Origin of the sequence: Cytobacillus sp. FSL R7-0680 (genome assembly GCF_038009245.1) — a bacterium.
Lineage (GTDB): Bacteria > Bacillota > Bacilli > Bacillales > Cytobacillaceae > Cytobacillus > Cytobacillus kochii.
This window is the reverse complement of the sequence record NZ_JBBPAO010000001.1, coordinates 1,242,366-1,262,381: the sequence shown is the minus strand read 5'-3', so window position 1 is coordinate 1,262,381 and position 20,016 is coordinate 1,242,366. Positions and strand designations below refer to the sequence as shown.

The 20,016-nt window shown below is 35.3% G+C and carries 20 protein-coding genes; 16 read left to right on the top strand and 4 right to left on the bottom strand.

Annotated elements, in window-relative coordinates:
- Positions 1-380 precede the first annotated feature (380 nt).
- Positions 381-1,085, bottom strand: a complete 705-nt coding sequence (locus MKY26_RS06350; protein WP_307313787.1) for a helix-turn-helix transcriptional regulator — start codon at positions 1,083-1,085, stop codon at positions 381-383.
- A gap of 174 nt (positions 1,086-1,259) precedes the next feature.
- Between MKY26_RS06350 and MKY26_RS06345 the strand changes: the two genes are divergently transcribed.
- From MKY26_RS06345 to MKY26_RS06325, 5 genes are all read left to right on the top strand, one after another.
- A complete protein-coding gene (locus tag MKY26_RS06345) occupies positions 1,260-2,216 on the top strand; it encodes an alpha/beta hydrolase (protein WP_341093734.1) in 957 nt (318 codons plus the stop codon).
- 54 nt (positions 2,217-2,270) lie between these two features.
- Positions 2,271-3,884 (top strand): flavin-containing monooxygenase, encoded by a 1,614-nt coding sequence (locus MKY26_RS06340; protein ID WP_341093727.1) that lies wholly within the window; start codon positions 2,271-2,273, stop codon positions 3,882-3,884.
- A gap of 15 nt (positions 3,885-3,899) precedes the next feature.
- Entirely contained in the window at positions 3,900-5,396 is a 1,497-nt protein-coding gene (locus MKY26_RS06335; RefSeq protein ID WP_341093721.1) for an aldehyde dehydrogenase family protein, read from the top strand.
- 12 nt (positions 5,397-5,408) lie between these two features.
- Entirely contained in the window at positions 5,409-6,461 is a 1,053-nt protein-coding gene (locus tag MKY26_RS06330) for a zinc-binding dehydrogenase (RefSeq protein WP_095373241.1), read from the top strand.
- Positions 6,462-6,720: 259 nt separating this feature from the next.
- Positions 6,721-7,473: a class I SAM-dependent methyltransferase gene (locus tag MKY26_RS06325; RefSeq protein ID WP_341093711.1), complete on the top strand. Its 753-nt coding sequence runs from the start codon at positions 6,721-6,723 to the stop codon at positions 7,471-7,473.
- Between the two features lie 77 nt (positions 7,474-7,550).
- On the opposite strand, the gene MKY26_RS06320 is transcribed toward MKY26_RS06325, so the two are convergent.
- A complete protein-coding gene (locus tag MKY26_RS06320; RefSeq protein ID WP_095373243.1) occupies positions 7,551-8,504 on the bottom strand; it encodes a calcium/sodium antiporter in 954 nt (317 codons plus the stop codon).
- 388 nt (positions 8,505-8,892) lie between these two features.
- On the opposite strand from MKY26_RS06320, the gene MKY26_RS06315 reads away from it, so the two are divergent.
- From MKY26_RS06315 to MKY26_RS06295, 5 genes are all read left to right on the top strand, one after another.
- A complete protein-coding gene (locus tag MKY26_RS06315) occupies positions 8,893-9,558 on the top strand; it encodes a response regulator transcription factor (RefSeq protein ID WP_322909374.1) in 666 nt (221 codons plus the stop codon).
- Positions 9,546-10,457: a sensor histidine kinase gene (locus tag MKY26_RS06310; protein ID WP_341093702.1), complete on the top strand. Its 912-nt coding sequence runs from the start codon at positions 9,546-9,548 to the stop codon at positions 10,455-10,457. Before MKY26_RS06315 ends, MKY26_RS06310 begins: the two co-directional genes overlap by 13 nt.
- A gap of 105 nt (positions 10,458-10,562) precedes the next feature.
- Positions 10,563-11,249, top strand: coding sequence for an ABC transporter ATP-binding protein (locus tag MKY26_RS06305; RefSeq protein WP_095373246.1), 687 nt, complete (start codon positions 10,563-10,565; stop codon positions 11,247-11,249).
- Positions 11,236-13,689, top strand: coding sequence for an ABC transporter permease (locus MKY26_RS06300; RefSeq protein ID WP_341093687.1), 2,454 nt, complete (start codon positions 11,236-11,238; stop codon positions 13,687-13,689). The genes MKY26_RS06305 and MKY26_RS06300 overlap by 14 nt, the downstream gene beginning before the upstream one ends.
- Before the next feature lie 298 nt (positions 13,690-13,987).
- Positions 13,988-14,740 carry an alpha/beta hydrolase gene (locus MKY26_RS06295; protein WP_341093682.1) on the top strand — a complete coding sequence of 251 codons (753 nt, stop codon included), beginning with the start codon at positions 13,988-13,990 and terminating at the stop codon, positions 14,738-14,740.
- Between the two features lie 450 nt (positions 14,741-15,190).
- On the opposite strand, the gene MKY26_RS06290 is transcribed toward MKY26_RS06295, so the two are convergent.
- Both MKY26_RS06290 and MKY26_RS06285 read right to left on the bottom strand, forming a co-directional pair.
- Positions 15,191-15,952 carry a SurA N-terminal domain-containing protein gene (locus MKY26_RS06290; protein WP_224936505.1) on the bottom strand — a complete coding sequence of 254 codons (762 nt, stop codon included), beginning with the start codon at positions 15,950-15,952 and terminating at the stop codon, positions 15,191-15,193.
- A 264-nt stretch (positions 15,953-16,216) separates the two neighbouring features.
- Positions 16,217-16,396: a hypothetical protein gene (locus MKY26_RS06285; RefSeq protein ID WP_095373248.1), complete on the bottom strand. Its 180-nt coding sequence runs from the start codon at positions 16,394-16,396 to the stop codon at positions 16,217-16,219.
- Positions 16,397-16,737: 341 nt separating this feature from the next.
- Here MKY26_RS06285 and MKY26_RS06280 point away from each other — a divergent pair, with 341 nt between their 5' ends.
- The 6 genes from MKY26_RS06280 to MKY26_RS06255 all read left to right on the top strand — a co-directional run bounded on the left by MKY26_RS06280 (position 16,738) and on the right by MKY26_RS06255 (position 19,962).
- Complete coding sequence (locus tag MKY26_RS06280; RefSeq protein ID WP_341093646.1) at positions 16,738-17,625, top strand: hypothetical protein; 888 nt, start codon at positions 16,738-16,740, stop codon at positions 17,623-17,625.
- A gap of 28 nt (positions 17,626-17,653) precedes the next feature.
- The gene (locus MKY26_RS06275) at positions 17,654-17,869 is read left to right on the top strand and encodes a hypothetical protein (protein WP_341093644.1); all 216 of its coding nucleotides are present in this window, start codon (positions 17,654-17,656) and stop codon (positions 17,867-17,869) included.
- A gap of 146 nt (positions 17,870-18,015) precedes the next feature.
- Positions 18,016-18,423, top strand: a complete 408-nt coding sequence (locus MKY26_RS06270; protein WP_341093639.1) for a hypothetical protein — start codon at positions 18,016-18,018, stop codon at positions 18,421-18,423.
- Positions 18,424-18,435: 12 nt separating this feature from the next.
- Positions 18,436-18,930, top strand: coding sequence for an NUDIX domain-containing protein (locus MKY26_RS06265; protein ID WP_341093635.1), 495 nt, complete (start codon positions 18,436-18,438; stop codon positions 18,928-18,930).
- Between the two features lie 15 nt (positions 18,931-18,945).
- A complete protein-coding gene (locus tag MKY26_RS06260; protein WP_341093630.1) occupies positions 18,946-19,575 on the top strand; it encodes an NUDIX hydrolase in 630 nt (209 codons plus the stop codon).
- Between the two features lie 12 nt (positions 19,576-19,587).
- Complete coding sequence (locus tag MKY26_RS06255) at positions 19,588-19,962, top strand: VOC family protein (RefSeq protein WP_289433786.1); 375 nt, start codon at positions 19,588-19,590, stop codon at positions 19,960-19,962.
- Positions 19,963-20,016: the final 54 nt, after the last annotated feature.

Genomic DNA, 20,016 nt, shown 5'->3' with positions numbered 1-20,016 from the left:
AAAGAGTGATTTATATTAATATATTTTGTTTCTACAATTGGTAATTAATTAAAATTAGGGAGGCAAGCAATATTCATTTTAGAAGTTAGCTAAGTGTTTAAGGCTTTACAATGCAATCTTGGAAGATTTTATGAGTTTAATTCAAGTGATTTAAAGAACTATCCGATTTTGATTCCGTTAAGACGAAATATTATACTAGAAAACAAATATTAGATTATAATGATATTCTCCCTTTTAGATAGAATAAAAGTATGAAAATTCCATCTTTTATAGAGGGGTATTTCTTTTATCCAAAACCTTATTCTACATTATATAAAAGGATACTTTTATGAGCTGTATTTTTTCACAAGAACGTAAAGAGATTCTAACAAAATCCCATCTTATTTAAGAATATTTTTTTGAATTAAAAACGCTACAGCATGTGTTCGATTTAATGTATTGGTTTTTGCCATGACACTTTTGATATATTGTTTAATCGTCGTTTCACTAATCTCTAATATATGGGCAATTTGTTTCGTACTATAACCGCTTGCAGTACATTTCATTACTTCGTATTCACGTTTCGATAGTTTTATTTCTGCCTCCTCGATAAAATTAAATTGATTGAATAAAATTTCTCCAATGTCCTTGCTAAATAAAGTTGCTTCTATTAATAGTTTAAGGTCAAAGGGCTTCTTAAATTGGGATCCCAGAAAATAGCCAATGACAACTTGGTTAAATATGATAGGAACAACCAATAGAGCATCTTGGTTATCTGCGATAATATATTTTTTTGATATATTTAAATGGAAGTTATTTCCTTCGTAATATTGTGGTGTTCTCGTTTTAATAGCTTTGAATATGGCCGGAATAGAAGTGATATCATCCCTTATAGAGGAAATATGTTTGAACTCTGACTTAGTAGCAGAAAGTATCCCCTCCGCTAAGTGGTCTATCGGAGAATATCGAAATAACATCGCTTCATTTAATGAAAAATCAGTAAGAAAGCTTTCCAATATTATTTTAATTTTATGCTCTTGATTGATAGCTGCCTTTATTTTATCTACGTTACTTTCCCATTTATCTAATTTAACCAATAAATACACTCTCCTTTTTTAATTTAGTCTTATATATTCATTACCTAATGGCATAGTTTATTTGTAATTTGACTTAAAGTATGTACTGTTTTATCAAAAAGTAGGAATAGTTATTAGAATATTTAGATTATACAATATCATTGTAAGCGATTACAATTTTCTGAGTAAAAAGGAGGAGATCATTTGGCAAGTTTATCTGAAAGAGCAAAATTGTATTTGGAGAGCTTTTATTCTGGTCCGAAAATCGAATCATTTGATCCAATTGAATTAAAGGAAATTCAGAAAAATGCCCCAATACCTGAACAAAATATTCTACCTCATATTCATCGCAGAGAAGAGCGCTTAATTAAAGTAAATGATGGAGCAGAAATACGATTATGTATTTATTCACCGGAAGGAGAAGGGCCTTTTCCAGCACTAGTTTATTATCATGGAGGCGGTTGGGTCATTGGTTCTGTTGAAATGTTTGAAGCGGCCAATCGATTAGTAGCGACAGAGGCTAAAACGGTAGTTATCTCTGTGGATTATCGTCTTGCTCCGAAAAATCAATTTCCCATTCCAATGAATGATTGCTATACAGCACTAGAATGGGTAGCTAATCATGCAGAAGAGCTTAATGTAGATTTAACTAAAGTTTCTGTTGGTGGAGATAGTGCTGGTGGGAACTTATCCACGGTTATTGCCAAGAGAGCTTTAAACAATGGGCCATCCATTCAATCACAAGTTCTTATATACCCAGTCACAAACTTGGAATTCAATACCAATTCTTATAATGAATTTGCTGAAGGATATGGTCTCGATCGAGATCTTATGAAATGGTTTGGTTTCCATTATGTAGGTGATGAAAAAATGTATAGTCATCCCGATGTATCACCATTAAAATACGATACTGTTCAAGGGCTACCCCCAACTATTATTATCGCAGCGGAAAATGATGTTCTAAAAGATGAGGGAATTGCTTATGCAGAAAAGTTAAGACGAGACGGTGTACCTGTTCAATATGAAGTGATATCAGGGGCAGTCCATGGTTATTACAGTAATATGGATTTCTTTGAAGAAGAAACAAAAGAGTCTGTTCAACATATTGTGAAATTTTTAAATAATGTCCACCAAGGGGGAGAGAAAGCAGTAAATAAGTAGCTAAAGATCATATGTTCTAAAAATCATCTATTACACTACAAAGGGGGATAAGGAATGACTCAATATGTTGACGCTGTAGTGATTGGTGCTGGCTTTTCTGGAATCTATATGACGTATAAATTACACGAAGACGGTTTTTCTGTAAAGACATTTGAAAAGGCAGCTGGAGTTGGTGGCGTGTGGAATGTCGCTAGGTATCCTGGTGCCCGATGTGATTCAGATAGTTTTTATTATAATTTTATGTTCTCAGAGGATTTATATAAAAAGTGGTCTTGGTCTAAAAGGTTTGCTGGTCAAGATGAAATTTTAAGCTATTTGAATTTCGTAGCTGATGAATTAGATGTTAGGCAATATATGCAATTTAATACGGAAGTCAAATCGGCCGTTTGGAATGAAGAACATTCAATGTGGCACATTACAACGGGAAAAGGTGATGAGTTTGCAGCAACTTACTTAATTTCAGGCGTCGGCTGCCTATCCACCTCAAGTATTCCCAACTTTAAAGGGATTGCAGATTTTCAAGGTCAAAGCTACCATACCGGTGAATGGCCACATACTGACGTTAATTTTAAAGGCAAGCGTGTGGGAGTGATTGGCACAGGCTCTAGTGGTGTACAATCGATTCCTGTTATTGCAGAAACTGCGAAAGAAGTCTATGTATTTCAACGAACACCGCAATATTCTGTACCAACTAGAAATCGTTCATTTACGCACGAGGAAGTTGAACAATTTAAAGATGAGTTTCATTCAGCACGAAGAATCATGTTAACCTCACCTTCAGGATTACCCATTCCTAAAGCAACCAAATCCATAGTAGAAACGCCAGAAGAGGAACGCAATACAATCTTAGAAAATGCTTGGGACAAAGGGGGGATGATTTTAAACAATGCATTTAATGATATAACGATTAATGAGAAATCAAATGAGTTAGTATCAGAATTTCTTAGAAATAAAATTCGTGCAAAAATTAAAAATCCCGAAGTTGCTGAAGATCTCCTTCCATATTATTACTACGCAACAAAACGCCCAATCTTAGATACAAACTATCATGATACGTATAACCAAGAACATGTCACATTAGTAAATTTACAACAGCAACCAATTGAGTGTATAACAAAAAACGGAATTAAAACAACGGAAAAAGAATATCCACTAGATCTGATTGTTTTTGCAACTGGTTATGATGCCATGACAGGGACGCTATTGAAACTAGATATAAAAGGACGTAAAGGGCTATCCCTTAGAGACAATTGGCAAAATGGGAAAAAAGTTGAGACGTATTTAGGACTTGGCTTAGCAGGATTCCCAAATTTTTTTACGATTACTGGGCCACAAAGTCCTTCTGTTTTAACCAATGTACCGTCAGCCATTGAACAACATGTTGAATGGATATCAGATTGCCTAAAGTACATGCGTCAACATCATCTGAAAACGATTGAGCCAACTGAGGATGCACAAAGGCAATGGAGTAAGGATTGTACAGAGCTTGCCCATAATACGCTATTTACAAAAACAGCGTCCTGGTATACAGGATCTAATATTGATGGAAAGTCATCAGATTTCTTAATTTATTTAGGCGGTTTAGACAATTATCGCCAAATATGTAACGAGGTCTCTCAACAGGGGTACAAAGGATATGTTTTAGGAGTTAATAAAATTCAAGTCTGATTAGGAGGAATGAACATGGCCAATACTACGTTAGAAATTAATCCAATCGTTCAAGCGTTTTTAAGTGGAACAAAGGAAATGTTCTTAAATGGCAAATGGGTTCCGGCAATTAAGGGGAAAGTGTATGAATCTATTAACCCAACAACGAATGAAATTCTGGCGAAAATCTATGAAGGGGATGAGGAAGATCTCGATGTAGCAGTAAAGGCTGCCAGACGAGCTTTTGAAGGTAGCTGGAAAAATACAGCTCCAAGAGAGAGAGCTAGATTATTAAATAAGCTAGCGGATTTATTAGAAGAAAATTTAGAAGTTATTACGCAACTGGATGCCCTTGATTATGGTGGAACACTTGCAGTTGCAGGTGGCTTTGCAGAGAATGCAGTACATCATGTTCGTTACTATGCTGGTTGGGCAACAAAGCTTTATGGCAATACTCTCGAACTAACTAGTGGTGGAAATATCCATGCATTTACTAAACGTGAACCCCTTGGTGTTTGTGGTCAGATCACCTCATGGAACTTCCCAGCTTTAGTTGCATGTTGGAAGATTGCTGCTCCAATAGCAGCCGGGAATACTGTTGTGATAAAACCTTCACAACAAACATCTTTATCTACTTTATATATTGGTAAATTAATAGAAGAAGCTGGTTTTCCCCCTGGGGTGGTTAATATTGTTACAGGTGCAGGAGGGAAGCTCGGGGAAGCGATTACATCACACCCTGATATCGATAAAATCGGTTTCACAGGCTCAACTAGTGTGGGAAGACGAATTATGGAAAAAGCCTCGAAATCTTTAAAGAAAATCACGCTCGAACTAGGGGGCAAATCGCCAAACATAATCTTTGCAGATGCGGATTTAAACAAAGCGATTCCTGGCGCTATAAAAGCGATCCTCATGAATACAGGGCAAGTGTGTGCGGCAGGCTCACGACTATATATTGAACGTTCTGTTTACGATACGGTCAAGGAGAAGCTTGTTGAAATAGCAGAAAGCTTTGTTTTAGGTGATCCTCTTGATCCAAATGCTCAAATGGGGCCACTCATTTCGAAAAACCAAATAACCACTGTAGAAAAATATGTTGAACTTGCCAAAAAAGATGGAGCTACCATTCTCACCGGGGGGAAACGACCTGATAGTCCAGATCTTCAACAAGGAAACTTCTATTTACCAACAATTATCGAAGGACTTGATGAAAAATGTCAGTCTGTCTATGAGGAGATTTTTGGTCCTGTCCTTTGCATTATGCCTTTTGATTCAATCGAGGAAATCGTTGAGAGAGCGAATGCTACAGAATATGGACTAGCTTCAGGTGTGTGGACGACAAATATAGAGACAACCCATAAAATGGTTGATTCATTAAATGCTGGTTCTGTTTGGGTCAACGAATATTATTTAACTGATGACAATATCCCATTAACTGGATTTAAGCAAAGTGGAATAGGGTCGGAATTAGGATTAGCAGGTATAGAAGCTTATACAAAAGTAAAAAGTGTTGCCATTAACCATGGATAGGGAGCTGATGTTATGAAGGCATTAGTAATTGAAGGAATAAAAAATGCAATTGTTCAAGAGGTCGCTGACCCTACAATTGATGAGAATGGGGTGATTGTAAAGGTAAAAGCAAATGGCGTTTGCCGTAGTGATTGGCATTACTGGGCAGGAGATATACCGATTACCCAAAAAATATTAGGTCATGAATTTACTGGTGTTGTCGAAGAAGTAGGTAAAAATGTGAAAAACTATAAAAAAGGAGACCGCGTTATCGTTCCTTTCTCTGGTAGTGATGGTACATGTCCTTATTGCCTACAAGGCCACTCTAACCTCTGTCACTCTTCCTTTATTCCGGGTTCGACTTACAATGGGGGGTATGCGGAGTATGTAGGAGTTCCATTGGGTGACCGCAATATTATTCCTTTAGCAGATGAAATTAGTTTTCTAGATGGTGCTGCATTAGGTTGTCGTTTAATGACAGCTTTTCATGGAGTAGTCGATCGAGCAAAAGTGGAACCAGGTGAGTGGGTAGTGGTCTATGGATGTGGAGGAGTGGGCTTAAATGCCATTAATATTGCTGCTTCCATTGGTGCAACCGTCATTGGTGTCGATATTAATCCAAAGAATCTAGAGTTGGCTAAGCAAATGGGAGCACATGTAGTGATTAATAGTAAAGAAGTAGATCCGGTTCATGCAGTGAAGGAAATCACTGGTGGTGGGGCGAATGTATCAATTGATGCCCTTGGTATTGCAGATACATGTTTAAATGGGATTAATAGTTTAGCTAAACGTGGTCGTCACTTGCAAGTTGGAGTGACAACACAGGTTGAAGGCGGAAAGATTGCCTTACCTATTGATCAAATGGTTATGCAAGAAATCCAATTTATCGGAACTTTAGGGATGCCGAATCACCGTTTTGATTCATTACTTCCTTTAGTATTGCAAGGGAAAATAACACCAGGTAAGATGGTAACAGCAGAAATCAGTTTATCAGAAGTAACAAAAATCTTTGAAGAAATGAGCAATTTTAATACATCAGGAACTTACATTGTAACAGAATTCGATAAAAGCACTGTAACAGCATAAAGTAATGGAGCGTCCTAATTTTTAGGATGCTCTTTTCAATTTTTTTAGAAAAATTTTAAATCTTGCAACATGCTAGAATAGTTAATTATAAATGCACATCGAGTGAATGTGGCTATTGCTAGGTGGAAAGAACTGAAAGGAAAGGACTAAAAGAATAATACACAATGGTATGTATATATCGCTTTTTTTTAAAATACGAAAATAATTTGCAGGGTTTCACTACTCAATAGTCGAATGTATGTTCTTAAGAGGTGAAAGTATGAATAATGAAACGTTAGTACAAAACAAAAAAAGTTGGGATAAAGCCGCAGAGCGTTTTTTTGCTAGAAACCCGCTACCTGAATATGGTCCGTTCGCACCTACAGAAGAAGATTTACAGTTATTCGGTGAGGTGAAAGGAAAGAGGATATTGGAATTAGGATGTGGGAGTGGTCATTCAATCAAATATTTAGATGGAAAATCTCCTAGTGAGTTATGGGGGCTTGATTTATCTCATGTGCAAATTCAAACAGCTAAGCACTTATTAGCAGAAAGTAATACATCGATTCAATTATTTGAGTCTCCAATGGAAGAGAATCCTGGTATCCCAAGTGCGTATTTTGATATTGTCTTTTCAATATACGCGATCGGATGGTCGACGGATTTAAGAAAGACATTGGCCAATGTCTTTCAATATTTAAATGATGGTGGTTTATTTATCTTTAGTTGGGAGCACCCACTATATAATAGAATGAGCCACGAAAATGGACAACTCGTTATGACTAAAAGCTATCATGAGGAAGGTGCTTATAATCATCATGCATGGCAGGAACCAGCAACAATGCAACAATATAAATTAAGTACATATATAAATTTACTTATTGCTTCTGGCTTTCATATTGAGCAAATAATCGAAGAGGTCTGTATAACAGAAGAAGATAAAGAAAGACATAGTAATGTCTGGTATTCACCTGATAAAGCTAGTCTATTACCGACTAGCTTTATTATCAAATGTCGTAAGCCAAACATATAGGGTAAACAAAAAAGGCTTTCAAACTAGAAATGGAAGTCTTTTTTTATCATGCACATTCAATTATTTTATAGCATTTTTTAATTACGAATAATAATATAAACCAAATAAATAATGTATGCGACAGCGAGAATGAACCCTTCTCTTTTGCCGATTTTAAAACTGGTCCGCGAGAATATAAATAGAACAATCGTTAAGATTATCATAAGAATGACATCAATAAAGACTTTATCATTTACGGCTAATGGTGAGATGGTTGCCGAGGCACCAAGTACAAATAAAATATTAAAAATATTACTACCTACAATATTACCCAAAGCGATTTCGCTCTCTTTTTTTAACGCTGCAGTAATTGAAGTTACTAGCTCGGGTAGAGAGGTCCCTATTGCAACAATTGTTAACCCTACTAATGTTTCACTCATACCGAGGGAGTACGCAATTTCTGTCCCATTGTTAACGACCAAATTCCCACCAAAAATAATGGCCGCCAGACCTAAAATCGAAATGAATATATTTTTACCCCACGTAATGTCTTTAGGAGTAGTTATATTTTCTTTATTCTGCCTACTTTTTAGACCAATTTCAATGACATAGTACAGAAATATAGATAAAAATAATAAAAAGACAAGACCATCACTACGAGTAAGTAAATTACTATCAAAACCCTGTAATGCCACATCACTCATAAGAATGAGCAAAGTAACACTTGCAAGTAATGTGAAAGGGATTTCTTTTTTTATGGTTTCACTTTGTACTTTCAATGGATATAAAAAGGCTGTAACACCGACCACAAGTGTGATATTAAAGATATTGCTTCCAAGTACATTCCCTAGTGAAACATCTGCACTTCCTTCAAGTGCCGCAATAATACTAACAGTAGCCTCAGGTGAACTTGTACCAAATGCCACAATCGTTAACCCAATTAAAATGGGCGGGACTCTTAACAACCTAGCAATATTGGAAGAACCGTCAACAAAAAGATCAGCCCCTTTAATCAATAATGCGAATCCAACAAGTAATAAAATATAAGTCATCATCCACGCTCCCTTTTACATATATGGATACCTACTATTATTTTCTTCCTACACCTGTTTATACCATGAATTTGTTATGGATGTATATTAATTATGTTTGAAAAAATGAAGCGTTTATCATTAATCAATGAAATTTCAAAGCAATGGGAAACAAGCACTAAAAGGTCAAGATAAAGGGAAGCGTGTTCAATTGTTAATAGCTGATGTTGTTTGCACAAACTCTGAGAAGTACTTAATATGTAAAGAAGATGATTTTCCCTGATTGAGGTGCTAACTTGTAGCTTTTACTTAAAACTGATGAATGCATTTTTACATACGTCCAGTATGGAAAGGATAAATAAAAGGGGGACAGGTTTATGTCAATTGTCTCTAGGAAGGAAGCGTAAGGATGAAAAAAATTTTAGTAATAGAGGATGATATTTCACTGAATCAAGGCATTACCCTGAGTTTGAAACAAGATAATTATTCATTTACTCAAGTATATACATTAGAAGAAGCGACTGTTGCTTTACATAAGGATATATATGATTTGATGCTTGTAGATATTAATTTGCCAGATGGAAATGGTGTTGAATGGATTCAAGCTATGATGAAGAATGACTTGTGTCCTTTCATCTTTCTGACAGCAAATGATCTTGAAGTCGATATTGTGAGAGGGTTAGAACTTGGTGCCGATGACTATATAACGAAACCATTCAGTTTAATGATCTTACGGGCAAGAGTTTCAGCGGTGTTCCGTAGACAACAATCTCATCAGAATACAGATATTTATCAAATCGGAAATTTTTATTTCAACTTTGAAAAAATGCAATTTATGAATCAATCACTGCCAATAGAATTAAGCAAAACGGAACAGAAATTGTTGCGCTTATTAATCATCAATAGAGGGCAAACTCTACAACGAGAACTGTTGATAGATAAGGTATGGTTGGATGAATCAGCATTTGTTGAGAAGAATGCTCTTTCGGTTGCTATTAAAAGGCTGAGAGATAAGTTAGGGGTAGAGAATAGAATTGAAACAGTATACGGGATAGGCTACTCATGGAAAAAATAGCTGTTTTGTTGGTGATGATTGTATCTATTATAAGCACATGGCTATTTGGGAAATGGTATTATGAGCGAAAAATGAGCCGAATGTTAAATCGCTTATCTGAGATGATTGAATCAGCTAAGAACGGACAATTCAGAGAGTCGACGTATGATGAGTCAAAATTATCCGCGATAGAATCAAAGATGAGGCAGTATCTCTTAGAAAGTGGGACATCTAAAGAACAGCTTTCAAAAGAACGTGACGAGATAAAGACATTAATATCTGATATAGCCCATCAAACTAAAACACCCATATCCAATATTATGCTTTATGGGCAACTGTTAGATGAAGAAGGCTTATCAGTGAATGGAAAGACTTATATTAATCAATTAAACCATCAAACGACAAAATTAAGCTTTTTAGTACAAGCCTTAGTAAATACCTCGCGATTAGAAACCGGTATGATCCATGTGACGCCAAAACGACAGTTATTGAGACCTTTACTAGAAGATATTATTAAAGATTTGCAGCCCATGTTTAACGAGAAGCAACAAAGTATTCATCTTCAATGTGGGCTAGAACAAGCTAGTTTTGATTATAAATGGACAAAAGAGGCATTATTAAACATTGTTGATAATGCTAATAAATATACGAAAGAAGCAGGAGAAATAACAATTAAAGTACTTGAATATGAAAGCTTCTGTAGGATAGACATCCAGGACTCAGGCATTGGAATAAAAGAATCAGAAATAAACAAGATTTTTATTCGGTTTTACCGTTCTAAAGAGGTGTATCATATGGAAGGTGTAGGGATAGGCTTGTTTTTGACAAGAGAAATTATTATGCTCCAAGGTGGTTATATTAAAGTTGCCTCTAAGCAAAATCAAGGATCATTGTTTTCAGTTTCTCTTCCAAAATCATAAATACTTTTCATTTCTTTCAATTGTGACAGATTTCAGAAAGAACATAGAAAGATTTAATTTTTACAATCACATTGTTAACAAACAAGTATTTTGGAGGAGAGACATTTGAACATAGTTACAGCAAACGCTTTAAAAAAACTCTATGGTAGTGGAACGAATATTGTCAAAGCATTAGATCATGTTACCTTAGAAATTGAGCATGGAGAATTTGTAACGATAATCGGGACATCAGGTAGTGGGAAATCCACTTTACTCCATATGCTTGGTGGTTTGGATTTTCCAGATTCAGGTGAGGTAATCGTTGATGGTCAATCTTTATTTGCCTTAAGTCCTGATGAATTAACTATTTTTCGCAGACGTAAAATCGGTTTTATTTTTCAACAATTTAATTTAATCCCCGTCCTAAATGTATATGAAAATATTGTTTTGCCAATAGAATTAGATGGTAATCAGGTCGATGAGGAATATGTTCAGGAGATTATTACATTATTAGGGTTGAAGGATAAAGTATACAATCTTCCTCATCAACTTTCAGGAGGACAACAGCAGCGTGTTGCTATAGCAAGAGCACTGGCAACAAAACCCTCAATAATACTTGCAGATGAGCCTACAGGAAACTTAGATAGTAAAACGAGCTTAGATGTGATTGGCTTATTAAAAGTAACAAGTGATCGTTTTAAGCAGACAATTATTATGATTACACATAACGAAGAAATCGCACAAATGGCGGATCGCACCATACGAATAGAGGATGGTCAGATCGTAGGTGGTATGGGTTATGCTAAAGGTTAATAATCGAAAGGTCATTCATACATTATCTAAACGTTTACTGAAAGAAAATAAGTCTAGAAATAAAGTAGCATTACTGGCGATTATTTTAACAAGTTTTATGCTGAGTGCCTTGATCCTTTTTGGCATGAATGCTTATCGGTTCAATGAAGTAAATTGGATTCAATCTGCGGGAACAGCAGCTGATGCATATTTAACCAATCCGACAGAATTACAGTTATCTACTTTAGATAAATCATCTTCAGTTGAACGAATAGGTCAAATTACACAAGTTGCAAGTAGTGATATGGATGATGATCGTTTTGAATTAAGTTACTTATCAAAAGAAGCATTTCAAATGAAGCAAGATGCATTATATCCAATAAAGGGAGAATACCCGAAAAAGCAAAATGAAATCATGCTCTCGGTTGAATCAGTTAACCATTTAACTGGTTCAACACCGAAAAAGGGATTGAAAATTGAATTACCGATTTCTGATAAGCACGGGAATCAGGTTATGCAGGAATTTATTCTTACAGGGTGGTTTACTGATCCACTAGCTTCAAATAATCCTTTAACCAGTATTGGGTTTGTTTCAAAAGCCTACTTAGAAAGTACAAATCACACCATAGAAAATAACGGGTATGCAGATGTTCAGTTTAAAAGAGGAATAACCGCAGAAGATGAAATAGAACGGTTAGAACAGCAAATAAAAACACTTGATTCTCAAGCATTTGCAACATACTTTAATTTATCTGGATCAAGTGATCAAATGTTGATGCTTGTAGGTATTGGAGTAGTTATCCTCCTTATTATGTTTAGTGGATACTTACTTATTTATAATATCTTTTATCTATCGATTTCACACGATATTCGGTCATATGGACTTTTGAAAACAATTGGAACTACTGCTAAACAGCTTCAACAAATTATTAGAGGACAAGCATTGAGCCTTTCTGTCATTGGTATTCCAATTGGTAGTGCCATAGCTATCGCTTTAGCTTTTGGTTTTGCTTTATATGGCGGCCTACCCAATTTCTTTAGATATTGGCAAGTACAGTTAGTACTCATTATATTAAGTAGTTTCTTCGCATTTATGACTGTTCTTATTAGTGTATGGAAACCAGCCCGAAAGGTTGGGAAGATATCACCAGTAGAAGCAACTCGTTATACAGATATAAAAATTCAAAATAAAAAAACGAAGTTAACAACCCATGGTGGAAAAATAGGGAAAATGGCATGGAGAAACATTTTCCGACATGGTAAAAGGACCACTGTAGTTTTTATGTCCTTATTCTTTGGTTTAACCACATTTTTATCGGTTTTTACAGTTGTTGAAAGCTTGGATATTGAGAATTATGTGTCCAGAACTATGGTAAGCGATATTGAAATGCGTAATAGCTATATGATTGGTGATGATGGGGAATTTGAACCGGTTTACAATTTATCGAGCAAACTAATCAATGAAGTTAAAGCAGTTCCTGGAGTTACTGCTGTTATGCCGCAGTACGAATCTAAATATAAAGCAGAATTTTCGGATGAATTTTCATCTTATTATAATTGGGCTAAGGATAGTATTTCAAAAGCAGATCTGGCAAAGCGATTTGAGGGTGAAATTATTAGCTTAGAAAGTGAGGATTTCGAACGTTTATTTAGTATTCAGACCAGTGAAATAAATAGCAATATAGATTTACCCAAGTCAAATACGGTCTATTTAAGTCAATCACTGGAGGGAACCTACGAGCTTCCAAGTCATTTTGATATCACTCATCCAATCTCGGGTAAAGAATATAAAGTTAATTTTGGAGGCTACCTACCAATCTCTCTAAGATCATCCGGAATTAATCACTGGGCACCGACCTTAATAGTACCGGAAAAATTTATGAATACCTTCAATGGTAAAGTTCAACCAGTGATCGGGTCGGTCTATGTGTCCGTCGAAAAAGGAAAAGACAAGGAAGTCCATCAACAAATCCAACAGATATCTGAGAAATACGGTGATTTCCAAATCGAAACAAAAGAAGCCCTACGTGATAATCTGCAGCTATCAAAAATTGCAATCTCACTTATTGGTGGTGGGTTTTCTGTTCTACTTGCCTTAATAGGCATTGTGAACTTTATTAATATCATGTTTACCGGAATAATCAACCGAAAACAAGAGTTATCTGTATTAGAAAGTATTGGCATGACAAGGAAGCAAGTGAATAAGATGGTTGCGATTGAAGGCGCATATTATGCTATGATTTCCTTGGGATTAGTATGGACATTAGGAAATGGAATAGCTTATGGATTATTCACTTTATTTAATTCAGTCTCAAAATATGCAGTCTATCAGTTCCCAGTCACCCCAATGGTACTTGTGTCATTAGTCGTAGTCATTATTTGTGTGACAGTTCCATTGCTAACCTACAAAAAAATGACAAAACAATCAATTACTGAGCGATTGCAGGAGAATATGTATTAAACGAGGATATGATAATAAGAATCAAATTCCTTAATGCAAGAAAAATTGATGCACAGGAATCTCGATGATAGTAAAACTGTAGTAATTATAGAATCTACAGGTGAAACAATCAAATTATGTTAAGGAAAGATAAGAAACTACTATTAATAAAAGTAATAGGAAAAAGAGCAAGAAATATCGAATAAAATTATAACAAGTAAAAAATCGAGCTTTTAGCCAAGTAAAGATCGATTTTTTGCTTCTAGAATACTGCTATTATGTATCTTCTTTCAAAATATAAAGGGAGGTGCAATCAGAATTGTATAAAGTTTTTTCATTTCAATCAACAATTCTGAATCAAACAAGAACGATTCGTATGTATACACCCAAAAATTACCTCAATACAAATAAACGGTTACCAGTGCTTTACATGCATGATGGACAGAATATCTTTCGAGATGAGGATGCGATTGGGGGCGTTTCTTTATCTTTAGAAAAGGCGTTTGATGACCACGATTGTCAAATGATTGTTGTCGGGATTGATAGTATCCAAACACAAAGAATAGAAGACTATAGTCCGTGGCAAAGGGGTGAGTATAGTCAGCAATTTCATATTGATGACAGTTGCCAACCAGATGGACAAAGATATATTGATTTTGTAACAAATGAACTGAAGTCATTTATAGATAAACATTATCGTACAAACCCTGATAATACAGCTATAGCAGGTATCTCTTTAGGTGGACTTATATCAGCTTATGCAGTTTGTGCTTATCCGACTATCTATAAGAGTATGGCAGTTTTCTCTTCCTCATTTTATCGAAATCAAGAAAAAATAGAAGATTTAATTAGAAATTCAGATATTTCACATGTGAATAAAATTTATATAGATTGTGGTAGTTTAGAAAGTGATGATAATAAGGTCAATCACGCTTTTATCCACTCTAACGATGAAGTTGCGAAGGCATTTCAGACAGAATTAACCATTATCAATGGTGCCAAACATGATTATTCACATTTTAGGCATCGTGTAAGTAAGATATTAATAAATTGGTTTTCTAAAAAAGGATAAATTGTAATTTGATTGAAATTACGAAGTGTAGTATTAGACAGCATTTAATCAAAAGTTGTTTTCGGACATATTGTAAGTGAATACTAGTGTGTTATAAAAACAACAAATAGGTGAACTAAGTTTTTACAAATCTTTGTGTGTAGGTTATATCAAAATGAGGGGTTTTATAGTTTGTAAACTTACCTATGTTTCGATAGAACTTAAAAAAAGGATCAAAGCACTCATAACCAAACCGTATTAGGAATTACCTCTCATTTCCGTTTCTCTTTACTCTAATGTATAGCTATTTTGGTCCAATATAAACATTTTATTAGACGCTTATGGCTTTACCATTCGAAAACTACATTTTCATTAACTCATCAATTTACTTATTTAAAATAAAAATGCACCTCCTCTGTTAGATCATGTCTAACAGATGGGGATGCAGTTCAAATGGGATAGAATCAAGTATTAAATCTTAATATCAACTTTCCCTTTTTCTTTCAAGTCATCAACATGTTGAGCAAGTACTTCTTGTTGTTTTTGCTGTTGAATAGATGCTTTAATTTGTTCTTTTACATCTTCAAGTTTTGGAACTTCTTGATCGGCACCTTCACTTTGTGTTTTTACTTCTTCATACGCTTTTTTGATTTCATCTTCTGATACTTCACCAGTAGGTACTTCTTTTTCAACGTATTGGTTGAATTGAATGCTATCAGCGATTTGTGCTTTTAATTCTTTTTCATCTAATTTAGATTGTTCTAGAGCAGCTGCAAAGGCTTTTTCATCTTCAAACTGACCTTTTGTTTGCTCAAATTGTTCATTGATATCTTCTTCAGAAGCTTTAATCCCTTTTTTATCTGCTTCTTGAAGGATAAGTGCTTGTCCAACAAGGCTATCAATTACTTGAGTCTTCATTTGCTCAGATGTTTCTTTAGTAGTTGGGTCTTGACCCATTTGTTGCATTTGGCCTTGTAGTGTAGTAAGTGTCAAATTATAATCAACACCTAAGATTTTTTCATCATTCACTACAGCAACAGTTGAATCATCCTCAACCATTTGTTCGTCTAATTTCTTCTGCATTTCTTCTTGTTTTTTCTTATCTTCAGCAGATAGTTCAGTGTTTTGCCCTTCGTCCTTCTTCTCAGCATCTTTTGCTTCTTCGTCTCCTCCACAAGCGGCTAAGAAAAGCACCATCAAACTTGTCATTAATAAAACTGTCCATTTCTTCATAATCAATCTCCTTCCTGCAAGCAGAATGATTTTTTGATTAAAATCATCTAGTGCGCATTATATAGTATGTTTGGCTAAAAAGAAACCAATAGACCCTCCAATTATGCGATGTAATCAAATTGAAAAATCAATAAAAATTTTAACTATTTACATATGATACCAGCAAAACAAGAGATTAGCCATTCTTTTCATATTAAAAAGGAAAAAATGCCTGTTCTTTTATTACAAAAGTAACAAAAATTATAAGAATTTTCAGAGGGAATATCACATACTTAAACCTAGATAAGATATGATAGAAAGTAGAAGGATAGAGGATATGCAAATTGCTTTCTTTGCGCGACTTGCACATTTCAACCAACCCCATCTTTTTCTATCCCTATCAAAGTAAAAATAATCAACAGCAATAATTAATAAGAGAAAAGTAATCATACCTAACAAATTCATTGCTAATAGACCTCCTAAGTTAGAATGTATTCTTCTATAATTATATGGAAGGTTTCTACTATCTATGAAGCTTAAGCAATAGAATGAATGATAAGGCGCAAAATGATATCGAATATTAGTGATGCTTTCATTATTCACGATATATTGCTGACGCGTTTAGTGAATATAATGATTCTTCATCTAGTTCCTTAGATGAAACAATGGCAGAAGGAAAAGAGGCAATAGAAAACGGTGAACAAAGTTTAAACAGCTCTCATCAAGATATGCCAGTAGCCGTGGTCAGTTTTCTAATCTTGACTAACGAGCTCTATTCAAGACGCTATGATTAAGGAGGAGACAGGATGAATAAAAAAACGAAGATTTGGATGAAGCGTAATGCTCGACCACTTGAATTGGCACGATGGGAATACCTATTTGATGGAGGGTCACGAGAAAGGGTCATTCAGTATTTAGCGTCCTACCAAAACGAAGATGGAGGTTTCGGCAATGGATTGGAACCCGATTTCTGGCTGCCAGATTCTTCGGCTATTGCTACATGGTCAGCGTGCCAACAATTAATAGAAGTGAATGCGACTAAGGATGAAAAGATAGTAAGGAATCTCGTCAACTATTTATTACTTTCTTATAATAGAGAAGCGGAACTTTGGCTCACAGTAACACCAGAACATAACCTTTATCCCCATGCCCCTCATTGGCAATATACAAAAGATGTTCAATCTAAGTGGATGTATAATCCATCAGTTGAATTAGCTGCCTATTTGATACATTGGTCGAACGAGGAGAGTGAAGCAAATAAGTTGGGATGGCAAGTAATTGAAAAAGCCTTAACCTATCTGCAGCAAGCGGAAGACATGGGATTTCATGAGATTAATAATTATCAGAAGGCAGCTAACTTATTACAGGACAAAATGGGTGATTCCAAAAAAGTGCTTGCTAAAATCCATCAACTAGCAGAGCGAGCGATGAACAAATTACCAGATACATGGGGGAAAAGTTATGGCGCAACGCCACTAGATTTAATTCATAATAAAGAGGACCTTCTATATCATCAATATCGCAATCTTGTAGAAGAAAATATTGTTTACTTACATAAAACAATTACAACGGAGGGGGTATGGAACCCTTCTTGGGATTGGGGAGACGATCAGTTGAATTTTGCTGTAGCTAAACAACAATGGATAGGCATTATTGCCATTAATAATCAGCAGAAATTACAGATCTTTCAATAAAATCTTTTGCTTCATAGGGGTTGTACATATGAACACGGATAAAAACCAATCCATTCTATCATATATAATGAATCTATTAACTAAACTCACTTTCTTACTTATTCTACTAAATGTTTTCCTTCTAAGTAGTGTTGGTTTTGTTTATACGCATGGAAGCAGTCATATCAATCATGGGTTTATCTTTATTGCATCATTTATGCTCTACTCGTTGCTGTGGTTATTGATGGGTTTTCGGTTAAATTAACTTTATCCTTGTCAGCTCAGGCCATCTTTTATACAGTCGCTGGCTTTATAGCTTTCTTTCCTCTTACGGGATTCAGCTTTTTTACCTTTTTCGCAGGTGTTTTCGCTGCATTTATAGCTGTTATCTTTTTCTTTTGCTATAAAATCGTGAAACACTATCATAAAAAGTTATGGGTAATTGTCCTACTTCTTCCCGTGTTAGTTGCCTTATCCACCATAGATTATACAGAGAAGAAAGACTGGCATGAACAAACGTCAGAAAACTCATTTTCTGCTCAATTTACTCATTTTAATGGTATGCACCCTATTCCTATTTCACTTGCTCGTGGTGAAATAGTCTACATAACCATTCAATTTTCACCTGAAAATGAGGGTGGCTATGGTTATTATATTTTAGACGAAAAAAATCAAGATGTGTCTTATCAGATGATAGAGGCAATCGATCAAGACGTGAACAATTTTCGAATCTATTTTACAGCAAATACAACAGGTGAGTATCGTGTTTTCATAACTGGTTCAGATTTAAAGGGGAGAATAAAAGTCAATTGGAAGTGAGGTGATTACTGGGTGAGGTTAAGGCAGATGGCCGTTGCGTTTTTAACCAATCGAAATGGTGAAGTTTTATTATTACAAAAACCTTCCACGCACGCATTTCTTCCAGAGAAACTCGTTCCAATCGGTGGTCATATGGAGCCAGATGAGCTAAATGACCCAGAACGTACGATTATAAGAGAAGTGAAGGAAGAGACTGGACTTATGTTAGATAAACTACAGTTAAAGTATATTGTTCATAGATTAAAAGCAGATGAAAATGAGATAAGGGTTCAATATGTTTTCTTTGCAAACTTAAAGGATAATGTACCGATTATTTCAGGTGAGGAGGGAGAATTGTGCTGGGTCAGGATGAAAAATCTGCAAAAAGAAAACGTTTCTGAAACGTCGAGAGCCATTGCTAGTCATTATAATGAACACCTGGAAAATGAATTAATCTATACCGGCACAATGAAATCAGACAACGGCAAAGCCACTATTACTTGGAGTGTACTAGAAGATTGGTTGTAGGAAAGGACGGCATACATGACTAAAGAATTCTTGAAAATCTTTGATGAACATTATAACGAAATTGGTATAGCAACAAGAGACGACGCGCACGACAATGGCTATTGGCATGAAGTCTTTCATTGTTGGCTACTAAGTCAGGAAGGAGAAACAGACTACCTCATTTTACAGATCAGAAGTGCGCAAAAGAAAGATTATCCTAATTTGCTAGATATTACTGCTGCAGGGCATTTATTAGCGGATGAAACCATTGAAGATGGAGTTAGGGAAGTAGAGGAAGAGCTAGGCATCAATGTCTCTATAAAACAACTTTCCTCAATTGGTATGCTTCGCTGTGCCATAGAAACCGAAAAGATGAAAGATAGAGAGTATGCACATGTTTTTTTATATCGTGGATTATTCAACTGGGATCAATTTTCTCTTCAAGAAGAAGAAGTAGCCGGCTTGGTTAAAGTGAAATGGACTGATTTTTGCCGATTATGGGTGGGGGAACAAGATACGATTCCTATTATAGATCGATCTATCTTAGATCCTAGGCAAAGTGATGAGCTGAACACTAATATTATCACTCAAGCACACTTTGTTCCGCATCCGCCTTCGTTTTATCAAGATGTCATAAGACTGATTCAACCATTACTAGTAAAATAAAGGAGGTAGTTGATGGCTTTTAAAATTGAATTATTTGTCATAGACTTGCACCAGTCGATTCATTTTTATCAAGAAATATTAGGATGTAGCCTTATGAAACAAGGGGAGAATAGTGCCTTGTTTAAGAATGAGGATACTTTTCTCTTACTCACAGGAGAATCCATTCTAGACGAGGACCATTACTTCAGAAAAAGGAATTTAGCAAATAAGGGAGTGGGCGTTGAGTTAATTCTAAGTGTGGATGACGTCAATGATCATTACGAGCAAATCACAAAAGTCGCACCAAAAGTCATAGAATCTCCTATTAAACACCAAAGTTGGGGGGCAACTGATTTTAGAGTCATTGACCCAGATGGATATTATATACGGGTAACTTCAAAAGGATAGACCTCCAGTACAGTTGAATATTCGTCTTATAAAAATTTTAGGGGGGAAGAGAAA